11 protein-coding genes are annotated in these 13,332 nt (G+C 63.1%); 9 read left to right on the top strand and 2 right to left on the bottom strand.

Annotated features, from left to right (window positions below):
* Position 1 precedes the first annotated feature (1 nt).
* The 6 genes from rnr to ML401_RS14540 all read left to right on the top strand — a co-directional run bounded on the left by rnr (position 2) and on the right by ML401_RS14540 (position 7,029).
* A complete protein-coding gene (gene rnr, locus ML401_RS14565; RefSeq protein WP_285812308.1) occupies positions 2 to 2,359 on the top strand; it encodes a ribonuclease R in 2,358 nt (785 codons plus the stop codon).
* Complete coding sequence (locus ML401_RS14560; RefSeq protein ID WP_285812307.1) at positions 2,353 to 2,793, top strand: DUF983 domain-containing protein; 441 nt, start codon at positions 2,353 to 2,355, stop codon at positions 2,791 to 2,793. Before rnr ends, ML401_RS14560 begins: the two co-directional genes overlap by 7 nt.
* Positions 2,794 to 2,824: 31 nt before the next feature.
* On the top strand, positions 2,825 to 3,577 hold the full coding sequence (locus ML401_RS14555) for an NUDIX hydrolase (RefSeq protein WP_194407681.1): 753 nt from the start codon (positions 2,825 to 2,827) through the stop codon (positions 3,575 to 3,577).
* 258 nt (positions 3,578 to 3,835) lie between these two features.
* Entirely contained in the window at positions 3,836 to 5,155 is a 1,320-nt protein-coding gene (locus ML401_RS14550) for an LLM class flavin-dependent oxidoreductase (RefSeq protein ID WP_211416680.1), read from the top strand.
* A gap of 130 nt (positions 5,156 to 5,285) precedes the next feature.
* Positions 5,286 to 5,453: a 50S ribosomal protein L33 gene (gene rpmG / locus ML401_RS14545; RefSeq protein ID WP_007603295.1), complete on the top strand. Its 168-nt coding sequence runs from the start codon at positions 5,286 to 5,288 to the stop codon at positions 5,451 to 5,453.
* A gap of 337 nt (positions 5,454 to 5,790) precedes the next feature.
* Positions 5,791 to 7,029, top strand: a complete 1,239-nt coding sequence (locus tag ML401_RS14540) for an acyltransferase (protein ID WP_285812306.1) — start codon at positions 5,791 to 5,793, stop codon at positions 7,027 to 7,029.
* A 139-nt stretch (positions 7,030 to 7,168) separates the two neighbouring features.
* On the opposite strand, the gene ML401_RS14535 is transcribed toward ML401_RS14540, so the two are convergent.
* Entirely contained in the window at positions 7,169 to 8,191 is a 1,023-nt protein-coding gene (locus tag ML401_RS14535; RefSeq protein WP_285812305.1) for an ABC transporter substrate-binding protein, read from the bottom strand.
* Positions 8,192 to 9,041: 850 nt separating this feature from the next.
* Here ML401_RS14535 and ML401_RS14530 point away from each other — a divergent pair.
* On the top strand, positions 9,042 to 10,004 hold the full coding sequence (locus tag ML401_RS14530) for an ABC transporter substrate-binding protein (protein WP_259206211.1): 963 nt from the start codon (positions 9,042 to 9,044) through the stop codon (positions 10,002 to 10,004).
* A gap of 126 nt (positions 10,005 to 10,130) precedes the next feature.
* Here ML401_RS14530 and ML401_RS14525 read toward each other — a convergent pair whose 3' ends face one another.
* Positions 10,131 to 11,369: an MFS transporter gene (locus ML401_RS14525; RefSeq protein WP_212068327.1), complete on the bottom strand. Its 1,239-nt coding sequence runs from the start codon at positions 11,367 to 11,369 to the stop codon at positions 10,131 to 10,133.
* Between the two features lie 129 nt (positions 11,370 to 11,498).
* On the opposite strand from ML401_RS14525, the gene ML401_RS14520 reads away from it, so the two are divergent.
* The gene (locus ML401_RS14520) at positions 11,499 to 12,089 is read left to right on the top strand and encodes a TetR/AcrR family transcriptional regulator (protein ID WP_376717360.1); all 591 of its coding nucleotides are present in this window, start codon (positions 11,499 to 11,501) and stop codon (positions 12,087 to 12,089) included.
* A 237-nt stretch (positions 12,090 to 12,326) separates the two neighbouring features.
* A complete protein-coding gene (locus ML401_RS14515) occupies positions 12,327 to 13,298 on the top strand; it encodes an AraC family transcriptional regulator (protein WP_285812303.1) in 972 nt (323 codons plus the stop codon).
* Positions 13,299 to 13,332 lie beyond the last annotated feature (34 nt).

Raw genomic sequence — 13,332 nt, 5'->3', positions numbered from 1 at the left:
AGTGAAACGCAAGAATGACCATGGCTTTCCCGACAGGGCAGCCATCGTCGCCTTCATCAAGGCAAATCAAGGAAACGTCGGCACCCGCGACATTGCACGCGAGTTCGGCCTGAAGAACGCCGATCGCATCGCGCTCAAGCGCATGCTGCGCGAGCTCGCCGACGACGGCACCATCAAGAAGAAGCGCCACAAGGTGTCCGAGCCGGACACGCTGCCGCCGACGCTGGTCGCCGACATCACCGGCCGTGACAGTGACGGCGAGCTGATCGCCTCCCCCACCGAATGGGACGAGGTCGAGAGCGGCGAGCCGCCAAAGATCCTCATCGAGATGCCACGCCGGCCCAAGCCCGGCACCGCAGCCGGCGTCCGCGACCGCGTGCTGCTGCGGGTCGAGCGCTCGGACGAGACCGAAGGCCCAGCCTATCGCGGCCACATCATCAAGGTCTTCGACAAGACCAAGTCCCGCATCCTCGGCGTCTTCCGCAGCCTGCCCGAAGGCGGCGGGCGGCTCGTCCCCGTCGACAAGAAGGCCGTCGACCGCGAGCTGAACATCGCCGCAGCCGATACCCACGGCGCGCAGGATGGCGACCTCGTCAGCGTCGACATCGTGCGCACCCGCAGCTTCGGCCTCGCCTCCGGCCGGGTCAAAGAAAAGCTCGGCTCGGTCAAATCCGAGAAGGCGATCAGCCTGATCGCGATCTACGCCCACGACATTCCCTTGCAATTCTCCTCCGCCGCGGAGCGCGAAGCGGAAGCCGCGGAGCCCGCGAACCTGAAGGGACGCGAGGACTGGCGCGACGTGCCGCTCGTCACCATCGATCCCCCGGATGCGAAGGATCATGACGACGCGGTGCACGCGCAAGCAGACGACGACCCCAACAACAAAGGCGGCTTCATCGTCAACGTCGCCATTGCCGATGTCAGTTTCTACGTCCGGCCGGGCTCGGCGCTCGACCGCGACGCGCTCGACCGCGGCAACTCGGTCTATTTCCCCGACCGCGTCGTGCCGATGCTGCCCGAGCGGATCTCGAACAATCTCTGCTCGCTGGTGCCGGGCGAGCCACGCGGCGCGCTCGCGGTGCGCATGGTGCTCGGGCCCGACGGCCGCAAGCGCTCGCATAGCTTCCACCGCATCCTGATGCGCTCGGCGGCGAAGCTGAGCTACGCACAGGCGCAGGCCGCGATCGACGGACGGCCCGACGACACCACCGGCCCCCTGCTCGATCCGATATTGAGGCCGCTCTACGCCGCCTATGCCTGCGCCAAGCGCGCGCGCGACGAGCGCGATCCGCTCAATCTCGATCTGCCCGAGCGCAAGATCCTGCTGAAAAGCGACGGCACGGTCGACCGCGTCGTGGTGCCGGAGCGTCTCGATGCGCACAAGCTGATCGAGGAGTTCATGATCCTCGCCAACGTCGCGGCAGCCGAGATGCTGGAGAAGAAGTCGCTGCCGCTGATCTACCGCGTGCATGACGAGCCGACGCTGGAGAAGGTCCACGCCCTCGCGGAATTCCTGGAGACACTGGACGTTCCCTTCGCCAAAGCGGGCGCGCTGCGTCCCACCACGTTCAACCGCGTGCTGGCCCAGCTCGAAGGCCACGACTATTACCCGCTGGTCAGCGAGGTGGTGCTGCGCGCCCAGGCGCAGGCCGAATATTCTTCCGAGAACTACGGGCACTTCGGCCTGAATTTGCGCCGCTACGCGCATTTCACCTCGCCGATCCGCCGCTATGCCGACCTCGTGGTGCACCGCGCGCTGGTCCGCGCGCTCGGCCTCGGCGAAGGCGCCCTGCCCGACAGCGAAACGCCGGAAACCCTGAGCGAGGTCGCGGCCCACATCTCGGTGACCGAGCGCCGCGCGATGAAGGCGGAGCGCGAGACCGTCGACCGCCTGATCGCCCATCACCTCGCCGACCGCATCGGCGCCAGCTTCCAGGGCCGCGTCTCCGGCGTCACCCGCGCCGGCCTGTTCGTCAAGCTCGCCGAGACCGGCGCCGACGGATTGATCCCGATCCGATCCCTCGGCACGGAATATTTCAACTATGATGAGAGCCGCCATGCGCTGATCGGCACGCGCAGCGGCACCATGTATCAGCTGGGCGACGTCGTCGATGTCCGTCTGATCGAAGCCGCCCCCATTGCGGGCGCGCTGCGCTTCGAGCTGCTGTCATCCTCCAGTGAGACGAACCCGCGCGACCGCAGGCGACCTGGTCCACAACGCCGCCCCTCGTTCAAGGCCCATCCCGGACGCAGCCCGGATAAAAAACGCAAGCCGGCGAACCCAAAATCCGGCAAGGGGAAGAAGAACAAGGGGAAACCCAAGGGAAAACCCAAGGGCAAGAAGGGCAAAGCATGGTGACGATGAGCACGGTCCCAAAAATCTGGACGCGCGAGAGCGGCCTCGTCGAGAAGCGCGATGTCTTTGCGGCTATGAAGCGCGGCTTTCGCGGCCGCTGCCCGCGCTGCGGCGAAGGCAAGCTGTTCCGCGCCTTTCTGAAGACGGCAGACAATTGCGCCAAATGCGACCTCGATTTCACGCCGCACCGCGCCGATGACCTGCCCGCCTATCTCGTCATCGTCATCGTCGGCCACATCGTGGTGCCGGCCGTTTTGTGGATCGAGACCAATTACACCACGCCGGTCTGGATCAGCTTCGCGGCCTATCTGCCCTTCACCTTCGTCGCCTCGCTCGCGCTGCTGCAGCCGGTGAAGGGAGCTGTGGTCGGCTTGCAATGGGCTCTGCGTATGCACGGGTTTGACGAGAGCCCTCCCGATGGTATTCCGCCGGTATAGGCCAATAAGCAAGAAGAGTTCGGGTGAGGACATGACGGATATTGCGCAAGTCGCGGACAAGGCAAAGGTCCACGAGGAAAAGGAAGCGGACCATCATCCCTATTTCCGCCCCCGGGATGCGGCGACGCTGATCCTGGTCGATCGCAGCGGCGCCATTCCGAAGGTGCTGGTCGGCAAACGCCACGACAAGGTGGTGTTCATGCCCGGGAAATTCGTCTTCCCGGGTGGACGCGTCGACAAGGCCGATTATCGCGTGCCCTGCGCCGCGCCGATCACCGCCGAGCTGGAAGCCAATCTCGCCAAGGGCAGCCCGAAGACGCCGGCCTCGCGCGCGAAGTCGCTGGCGATTGCCGCGATCCGCGAAGCTTGCGAGGAGACCGGTCTCTGCCTCGGCCGCAAGACCGAGGCCAAGCTGACGAAGCTCGACGGTCCCTGGAAGCCATTCGCCGATGCCGGCCTGCTGCCCGATCCCTCCAGCCTGTTCCTGATCGCCCGTGCGATTACCCCGCCCGGCCGCGTCAAGCGCTTCGACACGCGGTTCTTCACCGCGGACGCCTCCGCGATCACCCATCGCGTCGACGGCGTCATCCACGCCGATGCCGAGCTGGTCGAGCTGGTCTGGGTCGAGCTCGGCTCGAAGCCGCTGGCCGATCTGCATCCGATGACGCGCAACGTGCTCAACGAGCTCGACACCCGTCTTGCCACCGGCCCGCTCCGCCACGACGCGCCGGTGCCGTTCTTCCATTTCTACGGCGGCAAGATGCAGAAGGATATTTTGGGCTGAGGCTGTATTACGGGGCGCGGCTCTCTCCTCTCGTCATTCCGGAGCGCGCGTAGCGCGAGCCCGGAATCCATCCATCCATCGTCTCCGCGACCCGATGGGTGCGCAATCGCGCGCCCTAGTCCGCGCCAAGCGGCGCGTCCCGGAATGACGTGCTGAGAGAGCTGCAAAAAACAAAATAATCTTCCCGCTCCCGCCAATGGCGGAGTTCCGCCGCGTGCCTATGTCTTTCCGAACGACAATGAAGAAGGACACCGGGCGATGGCACAACGGCAACTCAAGCTTGGCGCGTTCATGCGCCCGATCAGCATTCACACGGGCGCCTGGCGCTATCCCGGGGCCTGGCCCGACGCCAATTTCAATTTCGGCCACATCAAGACGCTGATCCAGAAGCTCGAGGCCGGCAAGTTCGACGCCTTCTTCATGGCCGATCACCTCGCCGTGTTGAACATGCCGGTCAATGCGCTCAAGCGCAGCCACACCGTGACCTCGTTCGAGCCGTTCACGCTGCTGTCGGCGCTCTCCGCGGTCACCGAGCGGATCGGCCTGATCGCGACGGGTTCGACCACCTTCGACGAGCCCTATCACGTCGCGCGCCGCTTTGCCTCGCTCGACCATCTCAGCGGCGGTCGCGCCGGCTGGAATATCGTCACGACGTCGAACCCGGACGCCGCGCTGAATTTCGGCCTCGACGATCACATGGAGCACGCCGAGCGCTACAAGCGCGCCCGCGAGTTCTACGACGTGGTCACGGGCCTGTGGGATTCCTTCGCCGACGATGCCTTCGTGCGCGACGTCGAGAGCGGCCTGTTCTTCGATCCCGCCAAGATGCACACGCTCGACCACCACGGCAAATATCTGAAGGTGCGCGGTCCCCTCAACATCGCCCGCCCCGTGCAGGGCTGGCCCGTGATCGTTCAGGCTGGCGCCTCCGAAGACGGCAAGCAGCTCGCGGCCGAAACGGCGGAAGCTGTCTTCACCGGCGGCGGCAGTCTCGCCGACGGGCAAAAGCTTTATGCCGACATCAAGGGCCGCATGGAGAAGATCGGCCGCGACCCCGAGCATCTCAAGATCCTGCCCGGCGCTTTCGTCGTGGTCGGCGACAGCGTCGATGAGGCCAAGGAGAAGCGCGCCTTGCTCGACAGCCGCGTGCATTACGACAGCGCCATCGCCTCGCTCTCCGTCATCCTCGGCACCGATGCCTCCGGCTTCGATCCGGACGGACAGCTGCCGGAGATTCCGGAGACCAATGCCAGCAAGAGCGGCCGCCAGCGCATGGTGGACCTCGCCAGGCGCGACAAGCTCACCGTGCGCCAGCTTGCCCAGCGCGTCGGCGGCTATGGCGGGCTGTCCTTTGTCGGTACCGCCAAAACCATCGCCGACCAGATGGAGGAATGGCTGGTCGGGCGCGGCTCCGACGGCTTCAACATCATGTTCCCGTTCCTGCCCGCCGGCCTCGACGATTTCGTCGACAAGGTGGTCCCGGAGCTGCAGCGGCGCGGGATTTTCCGGAAAGAGTATGAAGGGCCCACTTTGAGGGAGAATCTCGGCCTGCCCAGGCCGAAAAACCGGTTCTTCTAGGGGTAAAGGGCCCGTTTCGGGCAGTTTTCGACCCCTAAAACCTTGACATCAGGCGGTTTCTGGCTAGGTTGCCGGCCAACGCGGGCCGTTTGGCCGGCTCCAGATTCCCTTCATTCCTGAGGTTCTGAACATGGCCAAAGCGGTCACCATCAAGGTCAAGCTCGTGTCCTCGGCCGACACCGGCTTCTACTACGTCGCCAAGAAGAATTCGCGCACCATGACCGACAAGCTGGTCAAGAAGAAGTACGACCCGGTCGCGCGCAAGCACGTCGAATTCCGCGAAGCCAAGATCAAGTAAGATCGGCTTAAGCGTCGAGGAGTTTTGCGGGGCCCTTTCGGGCCCCGTTTTATTTTGTGCCATCTCGTGTCCCGGACGCGCTGCAGCTTGCAACGCTGCTGCGCAGAGCCGAGACCCAGAAGCCAACACGGCACAATGGAGGCATGGGCCCCGGCTCTGCAGCGCTTCGTTGGAAGTGACGCTGCGCTGCGTCCGGGACTCGAGAGCTGAGGACACCTACTCCCACACTGAGATCTGCACAGTCGGCGCGCTGGAGCATGTGTGACCCACCTCGCAGAGCACCCTGACCGGATTCACTATCTCCTGCGTCATCGTCGCATGAATCCGGTCCATTGCCGTGAAGAGCCATTTGCCCCTGCTGGATCCGCTGCGCTTCGCCGCCGCGCTCGGCGTTGCCATTTTCCACCAGATGTTCTGGTCCTGGGCCTGGACGTCGATCGGTGTCCCCGGCTTCGAGCGCACCGTCGCCGCCGACGTGATCTACCCCTCCGCCGCGGCCTTCACGTGGTTCGGCTGGGTCGGCGTCGAGATCTTTTTCGTGATCTCCGGTTTCGTCATTGCGAATTCCGCGAGCACATCTTCACCGGGCGCGTTTCTGCTCGGCCGCGCGCTCAGGCTCTATCCGGCGGTCTGGGTTTGCGCCACCGCGAGCTTCCTCGTCCTGCTGCTGTTCGGCACTGGTCCGGCATCCGAGCTCATCCTGCCCTATATCCACGCCATACTGATGGTGCCCAAGGGCGTCACGGGCCAGTGGCTGGACGAGGTCTATTGGACGCTGGCCGCCGAGACGGCGTTCTATGGGCTCGTGTTCTGCGCGATGCTCACGAGGAAGATCACGCTGCGGCATCTGGCCTTCGGCCTCACCATCTACAGCGCGATCTTCAATGCGGTCGCGCTATTGATCGCGTCCTGCACGACGCCGTCCGACCTGCCTTATCTGGTCATCCTGATGTTTCGGGTGCCATGCGCGGCCTTCCTGCTGAGCCATGGCTGTTTCTTTGCGCTGGGAATCTGGCTGTTCATTTCCGCGAACAGACAATTGACGGCACTTGAACAAGTCGCCGTTGGCGTCACCTGTCTCTCGGGTGCGGCCGAAATCTATTTCTTCGCTTCTTTCTTCCTGACCTCGATCCCCGCCATCGCCGATCAATCGGCTCTCGTGCCGATCATGGTCTGGGCGCTTGCCGTGCTCCTCATTGCCCTTGCCGCGAGGAGAAACAGGCGCTCTGCGGGCGCCGCAGCACCCGAAGCACCGGCCTATTTGCGAACGCTGGGACTGATCACCTACCCGCTCTATCTCACCCACAACGTCATCGGCGCGGCGATCATTCGTGCCCTGATCGACGCAGGCTTCGATGCCACCTCGGCACTCTGGATCGCGCTCGGCCTGCTTGGGCTGGTCTGCTGGTTCATCTGCGCGAAGATCGAGCCGGCCATCCGGGCTGCGCTGATGCAAGCCCTCGCGCATTTCGGCAAGCTGCCGCAGAAGCGGCCGGCATCGCGTCGCCCGGCTTGGGCACGGGGGCTGCGCTTTCCGCTGCCCGTCTCGGTGAAGGTGAAGGCCGCAACACCCTAGGGGGTACCTCGCTACGCCCAGAGCACGAGAACGAATATCTCCTGGAACTGTCGCGTCCGCTTTACGCGCGGAAGACGACGTCAACGGAGTGCCACTTGATGCCAGCGATGGGCCAACACCAGACTTGGCAACGCAGCATTTACTCGATCACCTCGTCGGCGCGGGCGAGAAGGCCGGTCGGTACGGTCACGCCGAGCGTCTTTGCTGTCTTGAGATTGGCTGCCAACCAAAATTCGGTTGGAAATTCGATGGGAAGGTCACCGGGTCGAACACCCCTGAGAATCTTGTCTACAAAATAACCGATGCGACGATAACACCAGCGCAAGTCAACTCCATAGCTGACGAGGCCGCCGTGGATAACGTGCTCGCGATATCCGAAGACGGTCGGCAGCCGCTTTTCAAGGGCAATGGCGGCGATCTGCTCGCATCGGACAAGCAACAGATTAGTCTGAATGACAACGACGACATCGACCTTCTCGTTCGCCAGCGCAGCGAGCGCACCCGGAATGTCGTTCGCCGTACTGGCATCGGTTTCGACCACGCTGAAGCCCAAACTTTGGCAAGCTGCCCTCAAGTCCCCAACTTGAGGCGGGCCCTTGGGGTCGTTCATGTTGGTAAGCAGTCCAACACGCCGCGCCATCGGCGCGATTTCCCGCACGAGTTCAATTTGCTTCGTCGGCAATCCCGCAATGTAGGGCTCAATGCCCGTTACGTTTCCTCCAGGGCGAGCTTCGCTGGCAATCAAGCCCAGATGAACCGCGTCCGCGAGAGCGCCACAGACAATCGGTATCGTCGATGTCGCCTTTCGGGCCTCGACGGCTTGCAACGTCGCAGGCGCGACGATGATATCTGGTTTGACCAGAGCCACCATCTCTTCCATGGTTGCTACTCGGTCAGCAAACATGTCAAATCGCTTTATGACGTCAATGTTTCGACCTTTCTCGTAACCGAACTCCAAAAGACCTTTAACAAAATTGCCAAATACTAGGTCCAGTATGAATTGAGGCACGTTTGCGCCTGCGGGCGCACCTGCGGGCGGAGCTCCCGCCCACGCGATGATCGGACGTTTCGGCGCAGACTGCGCGCTTGAGCCTTGACCAAACAGTATTGATGCGGCTGAGCCAATAAGGCCGAAACGTCCGATGAACTCCCGCCGTCGCATAAGTCCCTCCTCAAGGACCGCGCTCATGGGAGGCATAGACTACCACGTTGGCGCCGTTCTGTGACAGACCATTGAAGAGCATACGCGACGGTGTGTCGGGTCGCATGGGGTCAAAAGGCGGCGGTCGGCCGACCGCACCGAATGGTCGTCGATGGGCCAGAAGCTGACCTTTAGGCCAACTGTTGTGCACCCTGTTTCAGCCCGCAGCGTCAGGATTGACAACCGTATAGCCGCGCAATGATCGCGGGTGCATCCTCATGACGTGGCCGCCTGAGTTGGCGTCAAAGGCCATTCAAATGTCGCCTCCGAGATGCTGTTCTAAAACGAACACGTGCCCGCGTCGCGCCGCGACCATTCTGGGCGCGGGCGAGGTACGCGGAAAGCGTAGCCAGTTGGCTGCGAGGTTTAGGTCAGGCACCACACGACCAAACACTCGCAGCGCCGCGCCACAACCGCAAAACGAAGAAGGGCTGCCGGTCGGCCGACCGGCGACAATCCGGTTGTGAGCACCAGCAGGCAATGCCCTTATGCTCTCGGCCGTGGCTAAAGTTGTTTTGGGCGATACGCCTGCAGTGGGTGGGGTGCAATTCGTTCACCGCGCGTCTGCGTGGACGACAAGTCACATGGCATGATGACATTGCATTCGGGCGCTTGGCTGATGCTGTAAGGTCCCGCTTCCGAGCAGATTGGGCTGATGACAACAAGGAGATACGCAAAAAATACTTGCTTTAACATTGCAGGACTCCAAACTGAGATCCTGCCCCGGGCACAAAGAAACGAACAACAATTTGGCTGAAAAGCGACGGAAACAACTGCAATCGCGCTCCACTCTCGACATCAGGAGAAGCTCGTGAGTCGAATAGTAACGCGTCGCGCGGTGCTTACGACGGCCTGTTCGATCACCATCGCGGCTGTTGCAGATGCCGATTCATTGCGACCGCGGCGCATCGGGTTGGTTACCTCTGGCTCAGGCGAGCGAATTATCGGATGGTTCAGAGAAGCCTTCAAGTTGATGGGATACCGGGAAGGAAGCGACCTAATCATTGATCTGCGCGAGGCGAAAGGTCACTACTCTCTGCTGCCCGGTCTAGTCTCGGAGCTCATCGCACTGAAGCCAGACGTTATCATCGCTGAAGCGACACCTGCGATTGCGGCGGCACAAAGGGCGACTTCGACGATTCCGATTGTTATGTCGCCAGCCACCGATCCTGTCGGTTCAGGCTTCGTCAAGAGTTTCACGAGGCCCGGAGGCAACATAACCGGCACAGCGAATATGTTCGCAGATCTCACGACCAAGACGCTGGACATTATTCGCCTGCTCTTTCCCAAGGTTCAGAAAATCGGCGTACTCACCTCAAATAACCCGGTGCACCCGGCGATGGCACAAAGTGCAACGAAGGCAGCAGTGGTCATCGGCATTTCGGTGCAACGCTTCGTTGCGCCGAACCCGGAAGACCTTGAAAAGGCGTTCGCAGACATGAAAGCGGCGGATTGCGATGTGGTTTATGTACTTGCTGACCCACCGCGCGATGCCTTGCCATCAATTGCTCTGAAGTATCGGCTGCCCACGGTATTTCAGGTCAACACTTACCCGGATCGGGGCGGATTGATGGCTTATGGGCCGGACCTTAAGGCTCTCTTCCTACTTGCGGCCGGCTACGTGGACCGCATTCTAAAGGGCGCGAATCCAGCGGACTTGCCGGTTGAGCAGCCGACCAAATTTGAGTTCGTGATCAATCTCCGGACGGCAAAAGCATTGGGATTGACTGTCCCTGAGCAAGTGCTTCTGATGGCGGACCGAGTGATTGAGTAGGGGTCCCGCTTCCGAGATATGGACATGACCTAAGTCCGATCCGGGTCACAAGCGGCCCATCACGGCCAAGCAACGCGACGTCCGTTCAAAGCTCGCAAGCTGACAATGGCGTTTTCACGCCGCTACCTACGCCGTCCGCAACACCGGCGCCGGCGGTTGCGACGGCCTGACCAGCGCGAACGCCACCTGCACGATGCCGCCGGCAAGGCCGAGCGCGACGCCGATGCGCCAGGCCATGGTGTAGGAGCCGAGCGCATCGTAGAGCACGCCGCCGCCATAAGCGCCGAGGAAGCTGCCGATCTGGTGACTCATGAAGGCAAGACCCTGGATCATCGCCTGCCAGCGCAGGCCGAACATCTCCGCGACCGCGCCTGCGACCAGCGGGCCGACGCCCATCCAGAGGAAGCCCATGATGGCGCCGAACAGCAGCGTCGAGAACGGGGTCGCCGGCAGCATGAAGTACCAGGCGAGCGCCAGCGAGCGCAGGATGTAGATGCCGCCCAGCAGCGCGAGCTTGTTCCAGCGCTGGCCGGCCCAGCCGAAGAACAGCGAGCCCAGCACGTTGAAGCCGCCGATCATGCCGAGCGTCTGCGCGCTCAGCATCGGATCGAGGCCGCAGATGGCGAGATATGACGGCAGATGCGTGGTGAGGAACACAAGCTGCATGCCGCAGACGAGATAGGCGCAGGTCATCACCACGAAAGAGGCATTGCCGAATGCCGCCTTTGTTACCGCCGCCGCACTGGCATCGCCGATGTCATCGGCGGCGGGCTTGGGCAGCGGGACCTGGTCGACGCGGCCGGCATACCAGGCCGCGGGGATCATCAGCACCGACATGACGACGAAACCGGCGAGCCCGGCGCGCCAGCCAAAACCCTCGTTGAGCATCTGCCCGATCGGCGCCGACAAGAGCGCGCCGAGCGAGCCCGCGCCGGAGACGATGCCGAGCACGGTGGAGCGCACCGTTGCGGGCACCGCGCGTGCCGCCACCGACATCGCGATCGCGGCCGCAGTGCAGGCCAGCGACGTCCCGATCAGCACGCCGGCGCCGATCATGATGCTGACCAGCCCGTTCGCGGTCGCCATCAGTATGAGGCCCACGATGTACATCAGCGAGCCCACGATCATGATCGGGCGGAAGCCGTAGCGCACCGTCATCGCGCCGGCGAGCGGCTGAAGAAAGCCCCAGGCGAGGTTCTGCACCGCCAGCGCCAGCGTGAAGTCCGAGATCGAGATGTGGATGTCATGCGTCAGCGGCTGCATGAAGATGCCGAGCGACTGCCGCAGTCCCATGCTCAGCGTCAGCATGATCGAGGCCCCGATCAGGATGGGCAATGTCGGACGCAGGACCTGCAGCAGGGGCATTTTGTTCTCCCTTTTGGGCACGGCGCAATCGCCGCCGTCTGCTTTTGCCGTTGATTTTGGTTACACAGACCTGTGTACTTAGGCTATGGATAGCAGGTGCTGTCAAGCGAACAGGACCTTTTCTGCTGCATGGCTCCCCCGCCCGCCCCACAGACGATGAAAGAGCGGATCCTTCAGACCGCCGACAAGCTGTTCTATCTGCAAGGTATTCGCGCGATCGGCGTCGACACCATCGCGGCGGAGATCGGCATCTCCAAGCGCACGCTCTACAACCACTTCCCCTCCAAGGACGCGCTGATCGCAGCCTATCTGCAGCGCCGCTTCGTGCACGCCTCCCCTTCGGACAAGCCGCCGGCCGAGCAGATCCTCGCCACCTTCGATTCGCTGGAGCGGCGTTTTGCGGCCAGGGATTTTCGCGGCTGTCCGTTCGTGAACGCGGTCGCCGAGCTCGGGCCTGCGGACCGCGCGGTAAAGAAGATCGCGGTGGCCTTCAAGGAAAGCCGCCGCCTCTGGTTTCGCGACCGGCTGAACGAACTCGGTGTGACGGAAGCGGAAGCCCTCGCAACCCAGCTCGTGCTCCTGGTCGACGGCTCCATTGCCCAGGACCTCGTGCGTGACGATCCGGCGATGGCGCGCGCGGCAAAGGAAGCGGCGAAGGTGCTGCTGCGGAATGCCGGGGTGGATGTGGAAGGCGATGCGAAGCCGGCGAAGGGTCGCTGACGCGCAGGCGCTCTTTCGCGTCTTCGACTTGTTCGCGGCCCTGTCGGGTTGTGCTCCCGCGCAGCTTTGCGGCGGGAAATTTCGTCCTGGCGCATCGAACTTTAGCTGCGGCGTATTCATTGGGCGCGCGCCCGGAATTTCTTGTCCTCAAACCGAAATTGCCGCGCTAAACAGGCGATGTCACTCTGCTTGGGCATGCGGCCCTGCCATCTGGGCAACCGAACCGCGCGAGGTCAGATGAACCGGATCAGTTTCACCTCGGACCAGCTTCCTGCGCGCCTCGGCGACGCGGCGCGGTTCGCGCAATGGCATGAGCAATTCGAGGCGCTGACTTGCTGCGTCGACTATTCGCGTTTCGAGGACTGCGCCTTCCGGGCTCAATTTCAGTTTGCGCAATTTTCCGATGTGCGGGTCGCGTTGTTCGATGGAACGCTGAAACGGTTTGCCCGGTCGGCAAGCGCCATCGCGCGTGGCCCTGACGATGATTTTTGCCTGCTCCTCAATCGCGGGACGGCACGAGTACAATTGTCACAGTTCGGCCGGGATGCTGCGGCCGGCCCCGGCGGCGCGTTCCTCGGGACCAACGGCGCGGCCGCCGAGATGATGGTCGAGGCGCCGGGCGAATGGGCGACCGTGACGATCGCCCGAGACCGTCTGCTGCAGCTCGTTCCTCGTGCCGACGATCTCATGGCAATGCCGCTCGATCCCGGCCAGCCGGCACTGCGTCATCTCAAGCGCTACCTGGAGAGCGTCCTTGATCCCGACGAGGTCGGGTGCGATCCGGATCTCGACCGCCACATCGGCACGACCGTGCTCGATATCCTCGCGCTCACCCTGGGCGCGAGCCGCGATGCTGCCGAGGTCGCCACCCTGCGGGGCTTGCGCGCGGCGCGGCTGCGCGAGATTCTGGCCGAGATCAGGGCGAGCTTCACCAATCCGGCGCTCTCGCCGCGCAGCCTGGCGCAGAAGATCGGATTGTCGCCCCGGTACATCCAGGTTCTCCTGCAGGAGACCGGTGCGAGCTTCACCGAGCGCGTGCTGGAATTGCGCCTCCAAAGCGCAAGGGCCGCGCTCGCCTCGCGCCAGCACGGCCGGCTCAAGGTGAGCGAGATCGCCTACGCCTGCGGCTTCAACGACATCTCGTATTTCAACCAGGCCTTCCGTCGCCGCTTTGGCGCCTCACCGACCCAGTTGCGCGGGTCGCCGTAGTCGACGTCAGCTGTCCGCGCAAGCCATTGATTTA

Origin of the sequence: Bradyrhizobium sp. 62B (assembly GCF_030272265.2) — a bacterium.
Lineage (GTDB): Bacteria > Pseudomonadota > Alphaproteobacteria > Rhizobiales > Xanthobacteraceae > Bradyrhizobium.
This window is presented reverse-complemented; position numbering and strand designations above follow the sequence as displayed.